This window comes from Streptomyces sp. NPDC031340 (assembly GCF_055569945.1).
This window is the reverse complement of sequence record NZ_JBVIIE010000074.1, coordinates 1-16,467: the sequence shown is the minus strand read 5'-3', so window position 1 is coordinate 16,467 and position 16,467 is coordinate 1. Positions and strand designations below refer to the sequence as shown.

The following is a 16,467-nucleotide window of genomic DNA, read 5'->3' as shown; positions in this document are numbered from 1 at the left end:
TGACCCGAACGCTCACCGTGGTGACCCGGCCGCTCACCGTGGACGACCTGGTCCTCGCCGGAATCGCGCTGGCCGCCGGCCTGTTGGCGGCCTTCCTGCTGCGCATGCTGATGCGCTGGCTGGGCAAGCACGCCGACCGGACCCGCTGGAGCGGCGACGACGTCATCGTGGACGCGCTGCGCACGGTGGTGCCGTGGTCGGCGATCGTCGGCGGCGCGGCCGCCGCGGGCGGAGTGCTGCCGCTGACGAAGCCGGTGCAGCACCACGTCAACCAGGTCCTGACCGTGGTCCTCATCTTCGTCGTGACGCTGACGGCGGCCCGGGTCATCGCCGGCCTGGTACGGACGGTCACCCAGTCCCGTTCCGGGGTCGCCGGGTCCGCGACGATCTTCGTCAACATCACCCGGGTGCTGGTCCTGGCGATCGGCTTCCTGGTGGTGCTGCAGACGCTGGGCATCTCCATCGCGCCGATGCTCACCGCCCTGGGCGTGGGCGGTCTGGCGGTCGCCCTGGCACTGCAGGACACCCTCGCCAACCTCTTCGCGGGCATCCACATCCTCGCGTCCAAGACCGTGCAGCCCGGCGACTACATCCGGCTCAGCAGCGGCGAGGAGGGGTACGTCGTCGACATCAACTGGCGCCAGACGACCGTCCGTCAGCTCTCCAACAACCTGGTGGTCATCCCCAACGGCCAGCTGGCGAAGACGAACATGACCAACTTCACCCGCCCCGAGCAGCAGTTGACGATCCTGGTGCAGGTGGGCGTCGCCTACGACAGCGATCTCGACCACGTCGAGCGGGTGACCAACGAGGTCATCGCCGAGGTGATGACCGGGATCGCCGGCGCCCTTCCGGAGCACGAGCCGACGATCCGGTTCCACACCTTCGGCGACTCCCGGATCGGCTTCACGGTCATCCTGGGCGTGGGCGAGTTCAGCGACCAGTACCGGATCAAGCACGAGTTCATCAAGCGGCTGCACCGGCGCTACCGGGACGAGGGCATCAGCATCCCGGCGCCGGCGCGCACGGTGGCGCTGCAGCAGGGCTCGGTGGTGATCCCGCAGCAGCGGGTCCACCAGGAGGTGGGCGACGTGAACGCCGCCCACCTCGACCAGTAGTCAGCGGCTCCGGCGACCTCGGCGGCTCACAGGGTCGCCGAGTTCTCGTGGTGGTGCCCGCCTCTGCGGCTGTGCGGGGCGACGAGGGACGAGCTCACCGGGGTGACCGTCCAGTCCGGGTGGCCGGGCATCCGGGGCGTCCTCGTGCCGTACAGCCACTCCCGCAGGAAGCCGGACACGTCCTGGCCCGACACCTCCGAGGCGACGGCGATGTAGTCCTCCGTCGTCGCCGCGGAGTTGCGGTATCGGTCGAGGAAGGCGCGTTCGAGGGCGTTGAAGGCGTCCTCGCCGACCAGTTGGCGCAGGGCGTACAGGACCAGGACGCCGCCCAGGTAGCGCTGACTGTCGAAGAGGTTGACCGCGTTCGGCGCGGCCACCGGGCCGGAGGCGGCGCGCCACTGGTCGCCGCGGGCGTAGGTGTCCTTCATGCGGGCTTCCAGGGTGGTCAGCCCGAGGGAGTCGGCCCAGCCGCGCTCGTAGCGGTACAGCAGCCCGTAGAAGTCGGCGTGGCCCTCGTTCAGCCACAGGTCGGCCCAGGTGGCGGGCGAGACGCTGTTGCCGAAGTAGGAGTGGACCAGCTCGTGCATCATGTGCGAGCCGATCTTCCTCTCCTCCTGGAGCAGGAAGTTCGGCTTGTACAGGGTGAGGGTCTGGGTCTCCAGGCCGGTGAAGTCGAAGGCGTTCGGGTCGTCGGTGTTCGCGGGCAGCAGCCCGTACGTCTCGAACGGGAAGGCGCCCAGCCGCGCCTCCAGCCAGCCCACCAGGCCGGGGGTCAGCGCCAGCGCCGGTTCGAGGGCGGCGGCGCGGGCGGCCGGGACGACGTCGCGCAGCGGCAGCCCGTGCGGGCCCTGCCGGTCCTTCACGAGGTAGTCGCCGACCGTGATCTGCACCAGCTCGGTGGCCATCGGCTCGCGGGAGCGGTACGTGTACGCCGTCCGGCCGTCCGGGACGGTCTCGGTACCGGTGAGCAGGCCGTTCGCCACGCCGCGCAGGCCGTCCGGGACCGTGATGCGGACGGTGAAGCCGGCCTTGTCGGAGGGGTGGTCGTTGCAGGGGAAGACGGTGTGCGCCGAGTTGGGCTGCGGGCAGACGGCGAAGCCGTCGGGGGTGACGACCCAGGCCGTGTGCGACAGGGCGCGTCCGGGGTCGGCCGTGTAGTCGACGCGGACCGTGGCCGGGGCCAGCGCGGGCAGCGGGGCGGCGGGCGTGACGCGCAGCTTCTCGTCCGCCTGCTCGAAGGCGGCGTCCTCGCCGTCGACGCGGACGGCGTGTATGTCCAGGCCGAGCGCGTCCAGGGAGAGCCGGGTCAGGGCCTGGTCGGTGCGGATCCGTAAGGTCGCGGTGGCCTCGACGAGCCTGGTCGTGGCGTCGTAGCCGAGGTCGAGGCAGTAGTGGGAGACGCGGTAGCCGTCGTTGCCGAGGGCGGGGAAGACGGGGTCGCCTAGGGTCTCGGGGCCCGGGGTGGCGGTGTCTTCGGGGGTGCCGGGGGCCGGCGTGGCGGGCACCTCCGCGGCCGCCCGGGCCGTTCCGCCGGCGGTCAGTGCCACGGCGGTGCCGAGCAGCGCGGCCGGGGCCGTCACTCTGGTGCGGTATCTCATGGTCAGCTTTCGCTCGGGCGGCCGGGTGGTCGGTTCCGGCCGTCGACGATCAGATGCACGATCTCTTTCCAGGACCCCGGAACCGGGCTCCTGGTTGCTCCCGGGCGGCCGTCTCCTGGCGCGTGGCGTGAAAAGTGACCAAGGGCCGCTGTCGAGGAGGCCCCCGTCACGAGATATCTTGATGTCGAGCAATGTTGCAGACGTGGAGCGGAGCACCCGGTGACTGACTCGACCATCATCTATACGCACACTGACGAGGCCCCGGCCCTGGCGACGTATTCCTTCCTGCCGGTGGTCCAGGCGTACGCCTCGCAGGCGGGTGTCGCCGTGGAGACCCGCGACATCTCGCTGGCCGGACGCATCATCGCCGTGTTCCCGGAGTACCTGACCGAGGACCAGCGGATCCCGGACGCCCTGCACGAGCTGGGCGAGCTGGCCAAGACGCCCGAGGCCAACATCGTCAAGCTGCCGAACGTCTCGGCGTCGATCCCGCAGCTGCGGGCCGCGATCGCCGAGCTGCAGGGCAAGGGCTACGCGCTGCCGGACTACCCGGACGACCCGAAGACCGACGAGGAGCGGGAGATCCAGGCCCGCTACGACAAGATCAAGGGCTCCGCCGTCAACCCGGTCCTGCGCGAGGGCAACTCCGACCGCCGCGCCCCCGCCTCGGTCAAGAACTACGCCAAGACCCACCCGCACCGCATGGGCGCCTGGTCGGCGGAGTCCAAGACGAACGTCGCCACCATGGGCGAGAACGACTTCTGCTCCACCGAGAAGTCCGCGGTGATCTCCGGGGCCGGTTCGCTGCGCATCGAGCTGGTCGGCGACGACGGCACGACCACCGTGCTGCGCGAGTCCGTACCCGTCCTCGAGGGCGAGGTCGTCGACGCGTCCGTGATGCGCGTCGCCGCGCTGCGCGAGTTCCTCACCGCGCAGGTCGCCCGCGCCAAGCAGGAGGGCGTCCTGTTCTCCGTGCACCTGAAGGCGACGATGATGAAGGTCTCCGACCCGATCATCTTCGGTCACGTGGTGCGCGCCTTCTTCCCGAAGACGTTCGCGAAGTACGGCGAGACGCTCGCCGCGGCCGGCCTGACCCCGAACGACGGCCTGGGCGGCATCCTCAAGGGCCTGGAGGCGCTGCCCGAGGGCGCCGAGATCAAGGCCTCGTTCGACGCCGAGATCGCCGAGGGCCCGGAGCTGGCGATGGTCGACTCCGACAAGGGCATCACCAACCTGCACGTGCCGTCCGACGTGATCGTGGACGCCTCCATGCCGGCCATGATCCGCACCTCCGGCCACATGTGGGGCCCGGACGGCCAGGAGCACGACACCCTCGCGGTGCTGCCGGACTCCTCCTACTCCGGCGTGTACCAGGCCGTGATCGACGACTGCCGCGCCAACGGCGCCTACGACCCGGCCACCATGGGCTCCGTCCCCAACGTGGGCCTGATGGCGCAGAAGGCCGAGGAGTACGGCTCCCACGACAAGACCTTCGAGATCCCCACCACGGGCACCGTCCGCCTGGTCGACGGCAACGGTGACGTCGTCCTGGAGCAGACCGTCTCCGCCGGCGACATCTTCCGCGCCTGCCAGACCAAGGACGCCCCGATCCGGGACTGGGTGAAGCTGGCCGTCACCCGGGCCCGCGCCACCGGCGACCCGGCGGTGTTCTGGCTGGACGAGAACCGCGCCCACGACGCCAACCTGATCGCCAAGGTCAACCAGTACCTTCCGGAGCACGACACCGAGGGTCTGGACATCCGCGTCCTGAACCCGGTCGAGGCGACCAAGCTGTCGGTGGAGCGCATCCGCCGCGGCGAGAACACGATCTCCGTCACCGGCAACGTGCTGCGCGACTACCTGACCGACCTGTTCCCGATCCTGGAGCTGGGCACCAGCGCCAAGATGCTGTCGGTCGTCCCGCTGATGGCGGGCGGCGGCCTGTTCGAGACGGGCGCCGGCGGTTCCGCGCCCAAGCACGTCCAGCAGCTCGTCAAGGAGAACTACCTGCGCTGGGACTCCCTCGGCGAGTTCTTCGCCCTGGTGCCGTCCTTCGAGCAGTACGCCGACTTCACCGGCAACGCCCGCGCGAAGGTGCTCGCCGACACCCTCGACCGCGCCACGGCGACCTTCCTCAACGAGGACAAGTCCCCGACCCGTCGCGTCGGCGGCATCGACAACCGCGGCAGCCACTTCTACCTGTCCCTGTACTGGGCGCAGGAGCTGGCCGCGCAGACCGAGGACGCCGACCTGGCCAAGGCCTTCGCGCCGCTGGCCGAGACGCTCGCCGCGAACGAGCAGAAGATCGTCGACGAGCTGATCTCGGCCCAGGGCAAGCCGGCCGACATCGGCGGCTACTACCAGCCGGACCCGGCCAAGGCCTCCGCGGTCATGCGCCCGTCCGCCACCTGGAACGAGGCGCTGGCGACCCTGAGCTGACGCCGACGGACCCCGACCTTCGGGGTCCCCGCCCCACCTCCGCCCCGGCCGGCCCACCACCGCCTGCCGGGGCGGAGCCGTCACCGGGCGGAGTCGCCCGGGGCCTCGCACCGTCGGAGCCTACTCGGCCTGTGACACCGGCCCGCCACGCCGCCGAGCGGCGCAGGCCCTCACGAAGCCGCCGAAGATCCGCAGGCGGTCCGTTTCCGGCCCGTCGTCGTCCTCCGGGTGCCACTGCACGCCGACCAGCCAGCGATCGGGATCCTCCAGGCCCTCGACGATGCCGTCCTGGGCCACCGCGGCGAGGACCAGCCCGGAGCCGAGGGTGTCCACGGCCTGGTGGTGGCCGGAGCGGCCGATCAGGCTGTCGGCGCCCACGATGCCGTGCAGGCGGGTGCCGGGCAGCAGCCGGATCTTCTCGTCGAGGAACATCGGCCGGCCCTGGCCGCCACGGTGCAGCGCGAACTCCTCGATGTCGGGGATGATCGTGCCGCCCCGGTGGACGTTGAGCAGCTGGAGGCCACGGCAGATGCCGAGCACCGGCCGGCCGGCCTCCTCGGCCGCGGCGATCGCCCGCAGGGCGTCGCGGTCGGCGCGGGCGTCCACACCGTAGGAGTGCGGGACGTCGGCCAGGGGGGAACCGTAGCAACTGCCGTCGATGTCGCCGCCGCCGAGCAGGAGCAGGCCGTCGCACCGGGCCGCCACCGCGGGATCCGGCAGCGGCGTCGAGGTGTCCAGCAACTCGTACGACGCCCCGAGCCGCACCAGTGTCTCCAGCGCCACCCGGGTGAAGCGGCGGACCAGTCCGGCGACCTGCTCGTCGAGGCCGGGGAAGTTGAGGGACACCAGGACCGCGACATGCGCCACGGGACGCTCGGGGAGAGGCTGCGCCGGGGTCACCTCCTCGACCCGGACGACCGGCGTCACAGCTTGATCCACGTGCTCTTGAGGTTCGTGTACTTGTCGAGCGCGTGCAGGGACTTGTCCCGGCCGAAGCCCGACCGGCCGTAGCCGCCGAAGGGCACCGTGATGTCACTGTCGTCGTAGCAGTTCACCCACACCGTGCCGGCGCGCAGGCGACGGGAGACGCGGTGGGCGGTGGAGAGATCGGTGGTCCACAGCGCGGCGGCGAGCCCGAAGGGCGTGCCGTTGGCGATCCGGACCGCCTCGTCCACGGAGTCGAACTCGATGACCGACAGCACCGGGCCGAAGATCTCCTCCTGCGCGATCCGCATGTCCGGGTCGACCTGGTCGAACACGGTGGGTTCGACGAAATAGCCGCCGGTCTCGGCGAGGACCCGGTTGCCGCCCAGGACGGGACGGGCGCCCTCTTCGCGGCCGATGTCGATGTAGCCGAGCACCCGGTGCATGTGCTCGGACTCCACGAGCGCCCCGATGTCGACACCGGGCTCGAGCGGGTCGCCGACACGCTTGCGGCGGGAAGCCTCCAGCACCTTCTCGAGCAGCTCGTCCTTGATCGACCGGTGTACCAGCAGCCGGGAGCCGCCGGTGCAGACCTCGCCCTGGTTGAAGAAGATCCCGGTGGCGATCGCCTCGGCGACCCGGTCGAGTCCGGGGGCGTCGGGCAGGACGATCTGGGGTGACTTGCCGCCGAGTTCCAGGGAGACCTGCTTGATGTTGGACTCGGCGGCGTACTGCATGAAGCGGCGGCCGACGGGCCCGGAGCCGGTGAACGCGACGGCGTCGACGTCCATGTGCACGCCGAGGGCGCGGCCGGCGGTCGGCCCGAATCCGGGGACGACGTTGAGCACGCCGGCGGGGAGGCCGGCCTCGGCCGCCAGTTCGGCCAGCCGCAGCGCGGTCAGCGGTGACTGCTCGGCCGGTTTGACGACCACCGAGTTGCCGACCGCCAGGGCCGGGGCGACCTTCCAGATCGCCATCATCAGCGGGAAGTTCCAGGGCACCACCGCGGCGACGACGCCCAGGGGTTCGCGGGTGATCGTCGCCAGTACGTCCTCGGCCGTCGGTGCGACCTCGTCGTAGCTCTTGTCGATCGCCTCCGCGTAGAAGTCGAGGGTCTGCACCGTCACCCGGAGGTCGACGGCGAGCGCGTCGGTGAACGGTTTGCCCATGTCGATCGCCTCGATGAGGGCCAGCTCCTCGGCGTGCTCCTCGACCAGCCGGGCCAGGCGCTGCAGGACGACACGGCGTTCGCGCGGCGACCGACGTGCCCAGCGGCCGTCCTCGAAGGCGGCCCGGGCGGCGGCCACCGCCCGGTCGACATCGGTCTCGTCCCCTTCGGCCACCTCGGCGATCAGCGTGCCGTTGCGCGGTGAGACGCAGTCGAAGGTCGCCCCGCTCGCGGCGTCGACGAACTGTCCGTCGATGAACAGCCGGGTCGGCGGGGTGAGCGCGGCGGCACGCTTCTCGAGTGCGCCCCGGTCGAGCGTCGCGGTCATCGGTTGTCCTTTCTCTTGCGAGCGCGCTCCACCAGGTCGGTGAAGAGCGCCGCGTCCGAGGCGGAGCTGGTGTGCAGGTCTTCGGGATGCCACTGGACGGCGAGAATGTCGGCGCCGCGGTGCTCGACGGCCTCGATGACGCCGTCCGCCGCCGTCGCGGTCACCACGAGGCCGGCGGCGAGGTCGTCGATGGCCTGGTGGTGGTAGGACGACACCGGCACCCGCTCGGAACCGACGACGCCGTGCAGGCGGGAGCCCGGCACCACGTGCACCTCGTGAACGCGGTCGCGGTGCCCGACGGTGGTCTCCCGCAGGTGCTGGTGGAGCGTGCCGCCGAGGGCGACGTTCAGCACCTGCATGCCCCGGCAGATCGCCAGTGCCGGTATTCGTGCGGCTGTCACGGCGTGGGCCGTCGCGAGATCGAGGTCGTCCTGGAAGCCGACCACGTCGACCGTCTCCGGCAGTGGCTGCCGGCCGTAGCGCTCCGGCGCCAGGTCGGCGCCGCCCGGCATCAGGACGCCGTCGAACCTCTCCAGGCGCTCCGCCAGACCGCCGGCGGGATCGGCCGCCGGGCCGTGCAGCACGACCGGCTCACCGCCTGCGGCGTACACCGCCTCGCAGATCGCCTCGGCGGCGAGCGTCGCGCTGAACCTCAGGATGGGCACGGACTCGGCGCGGCGGCCGACGACCGCCACCAGGGGGCGCACTCAGGCCTCCTCGAAGGGGTAGTCCAGGGTGGGCAGCCACTCGTGCCATGCCGCGCGGTGCCTGCCGTCCTCGATCACCCGGGCGAGCGCGGCGTCCAGCTCCGCGCGTACCTCGGGCCGGTCCTTGGCCACCCCAACGCCCCAGCGGTTCGCCGTGCGCACGGTGAAGGCGACCTCGAACCGGGGATCGTTCTCCCCGAGAGGCACGAACACGACGTCGTCGTCGACCACCGCGTCCACGTCCCCGGCGTCGAGCGCGGCGAGCATGTCGCCGTACACGTCGTCGGAGCCGTCGGACCCGAACCCGACCAGGACGGCGCCGGCGAACGTCTCGGCCAGCGCCATGTTCGTACTGCCGTCGATGGCGGCCACTCGCCGCCCGGCCAGGTCACGGGCCGAGGTGATGCCCGAGCCACGACGGACCAGCACGCTCTCGTGGAAGATCGCGTACGGCCGGGTGAAGTCGACCTGGGCCTGCCGGGCCGGGGTGATGCCCTGCCCGCACAGCACCCCGTCCGCGGCGTGCGCCCGCACGGCCGGAAGCATCTCGGCCCACGGCACGCGGACCCACTCGACCGGCCGGCCGAGTTCGGCGGACAGCAGCTCGGCCACCGCGGGCTCGAAGCCGGTGCGGCCGTGTTCGGGGGACCACGACGAGAACAGCGGGGGCGCCTCGGCGTCCAGGCAGGCCAGCCGCAGCGGTGTGCCGGCGCTCACGGGGCGTCCTCCCAGTAGGTCGAGCGCTCCCAGTCGGTGACGTGGCCGCAGAACCGGGCCCATTCGTCGGCGTGGTAGTCGACCAGGAGGGCGGAGAGTTCCTCGCCGAGTGCCGAGGTGATGACGGTGTCCCGGCGGAAGGCGGTGATCGCCTCGCCCAGCGTCATCGGCAGTTCGGGGAAGCGGGCGTCCTGCGTGCCCTCGTACGAGGAGCCCTGGTCGGGTTCCCCGGGGTCGACGGCGTTCTTCAGGCCGTCCTCGCAGGCCGCGATCATGACGGCGTGCGAGAGGTAGGGGTTCACCGCGGCGTCGGGCAGCTTGTACTCCAGGCGCCCGTTGGCGGAGAGCCGGACGGTGCAGGTCTTGTTGTCCATGCCCCAGTTGATCTTCGAGGGCGCGAACTGACCGGAGTCCCAGTAGCGCTTGTAGGAGTTGACCGTCGAGCCGTTGATCAGCATGGCGCCGGCGGAGTGGAGGAGGAGGCCGCCGAGCGCGTGCCGGCCTTCCTCGGTCAGGTGCAGCTCGGTGACGTCGGGGTTCTCCAGCACGTTCACGCCGTCGCGCCAGAGGCTGAAGTTGTGGTGGCAGCCGTTGCCCATCATCCCGGTCGCCGGCTTGGGCATGAAGCTCGCCTCGATGCCGAGTTCGCGGGCGACCTGCTTGCAGACCTGCCGGTAGGTGATCAGCCGGTCCGCGGTCAGATCGGCATGGTCGTACATGAAGTTGAGCTCGATCTGGAACTCGTCCTCGTAGTCGCCCTCGATCATGTCGAGACCGAGTGCCTGGGCGTAGTCGATCACCTTCTTGACGATCGGCCGGTTCCGCTCGAGGTGCTCGATGTGGTAGGCCGGGCTCGACGCGGGCCGGAACCGGGCCTGAAGTCCCTCCCCCTTCCAGGTCATCTCCGGTTCGCAGCCGGTGCGCATCTCCAGGCCGGTGCGCTGGGTGAACTCGCGGTGGACGCGCCTGAGGAGGCCACGGGCGTCACAGGCGTACGGCGCGCCGGCGCCCTCGCTGAGGTGGTCGGGCTCGTAGAGCCGGCAGAAGACCCGTGCGAAGGAGGTGTCCCACGGCAGTACCGCGAAGGTCTCCAGGTCGGGGATCGCGGTGTACTCGGCGGCGTTGACGCCGCCGCCGAGCAGCAGTCCCTCCCGTGTGGTCTGCAGGTTCGCGATCGCGGTGCGGTGCTGCTGCACGCCCTTGACCGCGGCCCGCTCCAGGTGACGGGCGGGCATCACCTTGCCGACGACGCGGCCGGTGATGGACACGGACTGGTAGTAGACGTACTTGACGCCCAGGTCTTCGATCGTGGCGAGAACCTCAGCGAGGCGCGGGCCGGCCGCGTTCTCCTGACGGTGCTGATCGAGCGCGCTTGTGGTCACAGGTGTTTTCCTGTCAGGTCGTGGGGCCGCGTCAGGCGGTCGGGGCGAGGGCGGCGAACTCGTTGCGGAGATCGCGCTGCCGGGCGGGGCTGATGTTGACGGCGAGGGTGCCGACCAGGCGCCCGCCGCGGTGATACCTGGCCAGTACGCCGCCGGCCAGGTGGTGCGGGTCGCCTTCTTCGACACGGACCTCGTCGGCCAGGGCCGGCGAGCCGTAGCTCTGGAAGCGAAGTCCGAGTTGGTCGCTCCAGAACGACGGCACCGGGGCGAACGGCATGCCGTCGGGCGGGTCGCCCGCGAGCAGCGCGACGAGCGTGGCGGCGGCCCGCTTGGCGGTGTCGGTGGGGATGGACCAGTGCTCCACCCGCCTGGGGACCTCGTCGAAGAGCGGGTTGGGGAAGCGGGCGATGTCACCGACGGCGACCGCGCGCGGCGCGCCGGCGACTTGTAGCTGATTGTCCGTCAGGACGCCGTTTTCCAGCGGAAGTCCGTTGCCCTCCAGCCACTCGGTGTTGCAGACCGAGCCGACCGCCTCCACGACGATGTCGGCCGGCCGGGTCTCGCCGCTGCCGAGGACCACACCGGTGACCCGGTCGTCGCCGGTGAAGGAGGTGACTCCGGTACCGAGAACGAACCAGATGCCCGCCGCCTCATGGTGGCGTCGCACAGCCGTGGCGAGCGGTTCGCCGATCACTCGTGCCATGGGCGGGCCCGCCGGCTCGACCACGGTCACCGTGTGCCCCAGGGTGCTCAGCGTCGCCGCGACCTCGCAGCCGATGAAGCCGGCTCCGATCACGACGATCCGGGCGGGCCCGCGCTCCGGCAGGGCGGTGCGCAGTCCGTGGCAGTCCTCCACGGTCCGGAGTACATGGCGGCCAGCCGCGGGGCCGGGTGCGGTGAGCCGGCGGGGGCGCAGTCCGGATGCCACGACCAGTCCGTCGTACGCGGCACGGTGGCCGGACTCGGTGGTGAGCGTCCCGGCCGCCAGGTCCGCCGAGACGACGGCGTCGCCCAGCCGGAACTCCACGTCCGCGGCGCCGGCCCGGCGTCGGAAGGACAGCCGCTCGGCGAGTCCGGACGGGTCGGCGGCCCGGGGATCCGCGAGTACCTCCTTGGACAGGGGCGGCCGGTTGTACGGCGGGTGCGGCTCGGCGCCGAAGACCGTGATCGGTCCGCGGTGGCCGGCGGCGCGCAGTTGCTCGGCGGCCCGGAGGCCGGCGAGCGAGGCGCCGACGACGGCGACTCGTGGCAGGCCGGCCATCAGCCCTCGATCAGGATCGCCTGCACGGGGCAGACATCGGCGGCTTCCTCGACGTACTCCCGCATCGCTTCGTCGGGCGTGCCGTCGTACTCGAGCCGGCCCTCGTCGTTCATCCGGAAGACCTCGGGCGCGGCGATGGCGCACTGGCCGTGGTCCTGGCACAGGGACAGGTCGACTTTCACCTTCATGGGTGACTCCTCTTGGGGGTGGTTCTCGGGGGCTTCTCGGTGGTCAGGAGGCGGGGACGAACCCGATCGGCAGGCTCATCGGCCCGGTGTTCCCGGAGTCGGGCAGCCACGTGGCACCGGGCAGGAGACGGATGTCGCGCATCCGGCGGGCCAGCAGCGGCAGCGCCTCGCTCATGTCGGAGCGGGCGACGAAGTGCCCCAGGCAGTGGTGCGCGCCACCGCCGAAGCCGAAGTGGGGCTTGCGCTCGGCGGTGATGTCGAACCCCTCGGGGAAGACGCGCGGGTCGGTACCGGCGGACTCGCTGTACAGGTGCACCGTGGTCCCGGCGGTCAGGTCGAGGCCTTCGAAGGTGAAGTCCTCCAGCACCTCACGCGTGACCCAGCGGACGGTCGGGTTCACCCGCATGACCTCCTCGACCGCCTTGCCGCCGAGTTCGGGGCGTTCGGCCAGCAGGTCCCATTGGTCGAGGTGGCGGCTGAAGGTCTGCATGGCCAGCCCGAGCTGGTTGCGGGTGGTGTCGAAACCGCCGAAGATCAACAGCACCATGCCGTTGCGCAGTTCGGTGTCGCTGAGCCGGCCGTCCTCGGCGCGGGAGGCCTTCACCAGCGCGGTGACGAAGTCCTCTCGCGGGTTGGCCCGGCGATCCGCGATCAGCGCGTCGCAGTAGTCGTGGAGCCGGGCGAGCGCCGCCTCGATCCTGGGCAGGTCCTCGCGGAGCGTGACGCCCATCGCGAGCCCGATGGTGGCCGACTCGCGGGCGATGACCGGCCACTCCTCCTCGGGCAGGCCGAGCATGATCGCGATCACCCGGGCGGCGTACGGCTCCGCGAACTCGCTGACGAACTCGCACTCGTCGGACTTGGCGAAGCCGTCGATCAGTTCGGTGGCGAGTGCCTGGAACCGCGGCACCAGCCCACCGATCAGCTTCGGTGAGAACGCCGGGTTCATCAGCCGCCGCAGCCGGTGGTGCTCCGCGCCTTCCTTGTTCAGGATCCAGCTCGCCCACCACTGCGCGAACGGGCCCTCGGTGACCCCGTTGTGGGACGGCCACGCCACGCTGCCCTGGCGGAGCTTGGGGTGCTTGAGCAGCCGACTCATCTCGTCGTAGCGCAGGACCGCGATCCCGTACGGCGTGGTGGCGTACCAACTGCGCTCGCGAGCGGCGTGCACCTCCTGGGAGGTGATCGAGAAGGACGGGTCGGCCACGTCCAGGACGGGAGGGGAACCGGGGGCGAGGGTCGACATGGACAACCTCCAGAGAGCTTGGGCCATCGGCGTGGCCCAATACTCTGGAAATAGAGTTTAAGTTGTCAAGAGCTCCCCTACCGATTCGCCGGCGCCTCCGGTTCCGCGAGCGCCAGGACCCATCCGGTGCCCACGGGCAGCTCCGCCACGTCGGTGAACGCACCCACGCCCGCCGGCCCGGAGACCGTCGGCATCCGCAGCAACCGCGCGCCGATCACCCAGCGAGGCGTGTTCGCCGCGATCACCCGGCGCTCGGTGTTGACGATGACCGCGTCGGCCGGCGCGCCGCGCAGCACGCCGATCAGCCGGCGCTCGAGCTCGCCGACCGGCAGATCCACTCCCGCGACGCCGAGGAAGTCACCGTCCGCGGTGATCGGGACGGCCGCGGTCACGACGTACAGCTCGGAGCCGGAGTAGTCGACGTACGGGCCGTAGGCGACCCGGCGCCGCGACTGCTGGGCGAGCTGGAACCACTCCATCTGGAGGTAGTCGTAGACGTCGATGCTGTTGGGGTCGAAGTTGAGCCGCAGCCGGACCGCCCGCTCGCCCTGCCGTTGCCACCAGGCCATGTACCGGTCCCGGTGGTCGATCCGCCCGGGAGCGGCGGCGAAGCCGAAGCCGACCGCGAGCCGGTCCTCGGTGACCAGCTCGACGAGCAGCCTCCGCACCTCGCCGAGGTGGGCCTCGGACCAGCCCGCACCGCCCGGCGGACGGCTGTCGACGACGGCCTCGGCGACGCGGGCGAGCCGGGCGAACACCGGGTCGAGCACGTCGGAGGCCGCCCGAGCCAGGATGGCGGCGTCGGGCTCGGGCAGCTTTGCGTTCACAGCTGCGCTCCTTCCTCGGTCAGCAGGAGATGGAGGGCGGTGAGTCTGTGCAGGTTGCCCCCCACGTGCTCCTCGGTGAGCCGTCGGGCCTCCGCGCCGTTCTCCGACACCACCGCGGTCGCGATCGCGTGATGGTCCTCCACCACCGCGTCGAGATCGATCTCCCGGCCGAGGGGCAGCCAGAGCAGACCGGACACCTCTGCCTGGAGGTTTGCCTCGAGCCGGGTCAGGCGCGTGGACTGGGCGGCCACCGCCAGCTCGATGTGGAACCGGCAGTCGGCGCGGATCCGGTCACCGAGGTTGTCCGCCGTGCGCAGTTGCTCGGTCAGGCTGAACAGCCGGCGGACGTTGACCGCCGAAGCGCGCTCCGCGGCGAGCTGGGCCGACCGGCCGGCCACGGCCAGATGCTCGTCGACGAGGTCGCGCAGCTCCGAGACCGTCATCGCGGCCAGGCGCTGGCGCTGCGGCTCGATCGGCGGCGACTCGGGATGGCGGACGAACGAGCCACCGCTGCGTCCCCGCTTGGTCTCGACCAGGCCCTGCTCACGCAGTTCGGCGAGCGCCTCGCGCACCGTCATCGGCGCGACGTTGAACTGGGCCGCGAGGTCGACCTCCACGGGCAGCTTCTCCCCGTCGCTCAGCAGCCCCAGGTGGATCGCCTCGCTTATCCGCTGGACGACCTCCTGGGCCCGGCCGGCCCCCGACGACGGCCCGAGAAGCGCAGCGAACGCGGACATCTACCGGCCTCCTTCCACCCCCGGCGGTCTGGGGCGCGCTCAATGTAGTCGATCGGCTCCGCCAAACGCTTGACGCTTAACACCTACAATTGTAGTTTTCCGCGAAACCCGCAGTGTGAGTTGCAACCGTCCCCGATCCACAGGAAGACCGGATGACCAGTACGACGTCACCATCGGCGGAGTCCGACGGCTGTCCCCCATCCCGCCATCACGACGACGCGGCCCATCTCCATGCCCTGGGCTACCAGTCGGAGTTCAAGAGGGACATGAGCCCCTGGGCGAACTTCTCGCTCGGTTTCACCTACCTGTCCCCGGTAGTCGGTGTCTACACGCTCTTCGCGTACGCCCTCGCCCAGGGCGGCCCGCCGATGATCTGGAGCTTCCTGATCATCGGCGTCGGCCAGCTCATGGTGGCGCTCGTCTTCAGCGAGGTGGTCGCTCAGTTCCCGGTCGCCGGCGGGGTCTACCCGTGGGCACGCCGGCTCTGGGGCCGCCGGTACGCCTGGATGACCGGCTGGGTCTACCTGGTCGCACTCCTGGTCACGATCGCCTCGGTGGTCTACGGAGCCGGCCCCTACATAGCGGCCGCGTTCGGCTTCGAGCCCACCGTGAACACCACCATCGTGTGCGCGCTGGTCCTGCTGGCCCTGGCGACCCTGATCAATTTTCTGGGCACCAAGGTGCTCGCCATGGCCGCGCTGATCGGGTTCACCGCCGAGATCCTCGGCGCGCTCGCGGTCGGCGGCTGGCTGCTGATCGCGCACCGGGAGCACGGCCTCGGCGCCCTGTTCGACACCTTCGGCGCCGGAGGCGACGGCAGCTACCTCCCCGCGTTCGCCGCCGCCGCGCTGATCGGCGTCTTCCAGTACTACGGCTTCGAGGCGTGCGGCGACGTGGCCGAGGAGGTCCCCGATCCGGGCCGGCTGATCCCCAAGGCGATGCGCCGCACCATCTACATCGGCGGTGCCGCGGCGACCTTCGTCTGCCTCGCCCTGATCCTGTCGGTCACCGACTTCGGGGCCGTCATCTCCGGGAAGGACGCCGACCCGGTGAGCACCGTGCTCCACCAGGCATTCGGTACCGTCGGCGCCCGGGTCGTGCTCCTCGTGGTGCTGCTCTCGTTCCTCTCCTGCGCCGTGAGCCTGCAGGCGGCGGCCAGTCGGCTGGCCTACTCCTACGGCCGCGACGGGATGATCGTCGGCAGCTCGCTGCTCAAGAAGTTCTCCCAGTCCAAGCATGTCCCGCCGTACTCACTGGCCCTCGCCGCCCTGGTGCCGGCCGCGATCGTGCTCGGCTCGAAGTTCTCGGCCGACGCGATCACGAAGATCGTCAGCTTCGCCGCGCTGGGCATCTACATCGGCTTCCAGATGGTCGTGCTGGCCGCACTCCGCGCCCGGCTCAAGGGCTGGGTGCCGAGCGGCAAGTACACCCTGGGGCGGTGGGGCCTGCCGGTGAACATCGCGGCCCTCGTCTACGGCATCGCCGCCATGGTCAACATGGCATTGCCCCGTACGCCGGACTCCCCCTGGTACGACAACTGGATCGTGGCGCTGTCCGGGCTCGCCGTGATCGGCCTCGGCCTGGTGTACATGGCGGTGCATCCGCTCCATGACCGCAGCACCGCGCCGTACGACGACGCGATCCCGAAGGAGCCTGTGAAGAGCTGACCGCGGAGACGGATACGCGGAAGGGGGGGGGGGGGGGGGGGGTTCCCCCCCCCCCCCCCCCCCCGGGGGAAGAACCACCGCGGTGACCGGGGGCGAGTTCCGCGACGGGGTCCCCCCCCCCCCGGTTTCGGAACGTTTGTTTTTTTTTCTTTCACTCTTC

Annotated in this window: 14 protein-coding genes; 3 read left to right on the top strand and 11 right to left on the bottom strand. The window is 70.9% G+C overall.

Annotated features, from left to right (window positions below):
* Positions 1 to 20 precede the first annotated feature (20 nt).
* On the top strand, positions 21 to 1,118 hold the full coding sequence (locus tag ACZ5GT_RS36585) for a mechanosensitive ion channel family protein (protein ID WP_469035197.1): 1,098 nt from the start codon (positions 21 to 23) through the stop codon (positions 1,116 to 1,118).
* 26 nt (positions 1,119 to 1,144) lie between these two features.
* Here the strand turns inward: ACZ5GT_RS36585 and ACZ5GT_RS36580 are convergent, their stop codons facing one another.
* Positions 1,145 to 2,716, bottom strand: coding sequence for a M1 family metallopeptidase (locus tag ACZ5GT_RS36580; protein WP_469035162.1), 1,572 nt, complete (start codon positions 2,714 to 2,716; stop codon positions 1,145 to 1,147).
* Between the two features lie 219 nt (positions 2,717 to 2,935).
* On the opposite strand from ACZ5GT_RS36580, the gene ACZ5GT_RS36575 reads away from it, so the two are divergent.
* A complete protein-coding gene (locus ACZ5GT_RS36575; RefSeq protein ID WP_469035160.1) occupies positions 2,936 to 5,155 on the top strand; it encodes an NADP-dependent isocitrate dehydrogenase in 2,220 nt (739 codons plus the stop codon).
* Between the two features lie 120 nt (positions 5,156 to 5,275).
* Here ACZ5GT_RS36575 and ACZ5GT_RS36570 read toward each other — a convergent pair whose 3' ends face one another.
* The 10 genes from ACZ5GT_RS36570 to ACZ5GT_RS36525 form a co-directional block, all read right to left on the bottom strand.
* Complete coding sequence (locus tag ACZ5GT_RS36570; protein ID WP_469035158.1) at positions 5,276 to 6,082, bottom strand: gamma-glutamyl-gamma-aminobutyrate hydrolase family protein; 807 nt, start codon at positions 6,080 to 6,082, stop codon at positions 5,276 to 5,278.
* A complete protein-coding gene (locus ACZ5GT_RS36565; RefSeq protein WP_469035156.1) occupies positions 6,079 to 7,575 on the bottom strand; it encodes an aldehyde dehydrogenase in 1,497 nt (498 codons plus the stop codon). Before ACZ5GT_RS36565 ends, ACZ5GT_RS36570 begins: the two co-directional genes overlap by 4 nt.
* The gene (locus tag ACZ5GT_RS36560) at positions 7,572 to 8,282 is read right to left on the bottom strand and encodes a gamma-glutamyl-gamma-aminobutyrate hydrolase family protein (RefSeq protein WP_469035155.1); all 711 of its coding nucleotides are present in this window, start codon (positions 8,280 to 8,282) and stop codon (positions 7,572 to 7,574) included. The genes ACZ5GT_RS36565 and ACZ5GT_RS36560 overlap by 4 nt, the downstream gene beginning before the upstream one ends.
* A complete protein-coding gene (locus tag ACZ5GT_RS36555) occupies positions 8,283 to 8,999 on the bottom strand; it encodes a substrate-binding periplasmic protein (RefSeq protein ID WP_469035153.1) in 717 nt (238 codons plus the stop codon). It abuts the gene before it with no gap.
* A complete protein-coding gene (locus ACZ5GT_RS36550; RefSeq protein ID WP_469035152.1) occupies positions 8,996 to 10,381 on the bottom strand; it encodes a glutamine synthetase family protein in 1,386 nt (461 codons plus the stop codon). The genes ACZ5GT_RS36555 and ACZ5GT_RS36550 overlap by 4 nt, the downstream gene beginning before the upstream one ends.
* A gap of 31 nt (positions 10,382 to 10,412) precedes the next feature.
* Positions 10,413 to 11,642 carry an NAD(P)/FAD-dependent oxidoreductase gene (locus tag ACZ5GT_RS36545; RefSeq protein WP_469035151.1) on the bottom strand — a complete coding sequence of 410 codons (1,230 nt, stop codon included), beginning with the start codon at positions 11,640 to 11,642 and terminating at the stop codon, positions 10,413 to 10,415.
* Complete coding sequence (locus tag ACZ5GT_RS36540) at positions 11,642 to 11,830, bottom strand: ferredoxin (protein ID WP_469035149.1); 189 nt, start codon at positions 11,828 to 11,830, stop codon at positions 11,642 to 11,644. The genes ACZ5GT_RS36545 and ACZ5GT_RS36540 overlap by 1 nt, the downstream gene beginning before the upstream one ends.
* A 43-nt stretch (positions 11,831 to 11,873) precedes the next feature.
* Positions 11,874 to 13,076, bottom strand: a complete 1,203-nt coding sequence (locus tag ACZ5GT_RS36535; RefSeq protein ID WP_469035146.1) for a cytochrome P450 — start codon at positions 13,074 to 13,076, stop codon at positions 11,874 to 11,876.
* 77 nt (positions 13,077 to 13,153) lie between these two features.
* Complete coding sequence (locus ACZ5GT_RS36530; RefSeq protein ID WP_469035143.1) at positions 13,154 to 13,903, bottom strand: cache domain-containing protein; 750 nt, start codon at positions 13,901 to 13,903, stop codon at positions 13,154 to 13,156.
* Positions 13,900 to 14,640, bottom strand: a complete 741-nt coding sequence (locus tag ACZ5GT_RS36525) for a FadR/GntR family transcriptional regulator (protein WP_469035141.1) — start codon at positions 14,638 to 14,640, stop codon at positions 13,900 to 13,902. The genes ACZ5GT_RS36530 and ACZ5GT_RS36525 overlap by 4 nt, the downstream gene beginning before the upstream one ends.
* 152 nt (positions 14,641 to 14,792) lie before the next feature.
* Here ACZ5GT_RS36525 and ACZ5GT_RS36520 point away from each other — a divergent pair, with 152 nt between their 5' ends.
* Positions 14,793 to 16,307, top strand: coding sequence for an APC family permease (locus ACZ5GT_RS36520; protein WP_469035139.1), 1,515 nt, complete (start codon positions 14,793 to 14,795; stop codon positions 16,305 to 16,307).
* Positions 16,308 to 16,467 lie beyond the last annotated feature (160 nt).

Excerpts from the sequence above, each read along its gene's own strand:
- ACZ5GT_RS36580 (WP_469035162.1), bottom strand. The coding sequence starts at position 2,716 with ATGAGATACCGCACCAGAGTGACGGCCCCGGCCGCGCTGCTCGGCACC.
- ACZ5GT_RS36565 (WP_469035156.1), bottom strand. The coding sequence starts at position 7,575 with ATGACCGCGACGCTCGACCGGGGCGCACTCGAGAAGCGTGCCGCCGCG.
- ACZ5GT_RS36545 (WP_469035151.1), bottom strand. The coding sequence starts at position 11,642 with ATGGCCGGCCTGCCACGAGTCGCCGTCGTCGGCGCCTCGCTCGCCGGC.
- ACZ5GT_RS36540 (WP_469035149.1), bottom strand. The coding sequence starts at position 11,830 with ATGAAGGTGAAAGTCGACCTGTCCCTGTGCCAGGACCACGGCCAGTGC.
- ACZ5GT_RS36535 (WP_469035146.1), bottom strand. The coding sequence starts at position 13,076 with ATGTCGACCCTCGCCCCCGGTTCCCCTCCCGTCCTGGACGTGGCCGAC.
- ACZ5GT_RS36525 (WP_469035141.1), bottom strand. The coding sequence starts at position 14,640 with ATGTCCGCGTTCGCTGCGCTTCTCGGGCCGTCGTCGGGGGCCGGCCGG.
- ACZ5GT_RS36520 (WP_469035139.1), top strand. The coding sequence starts at position 14,793 with ATGACCAGTACGACGTCACCATCGGCGGAGTCCGACGGCTGTCCCCCA.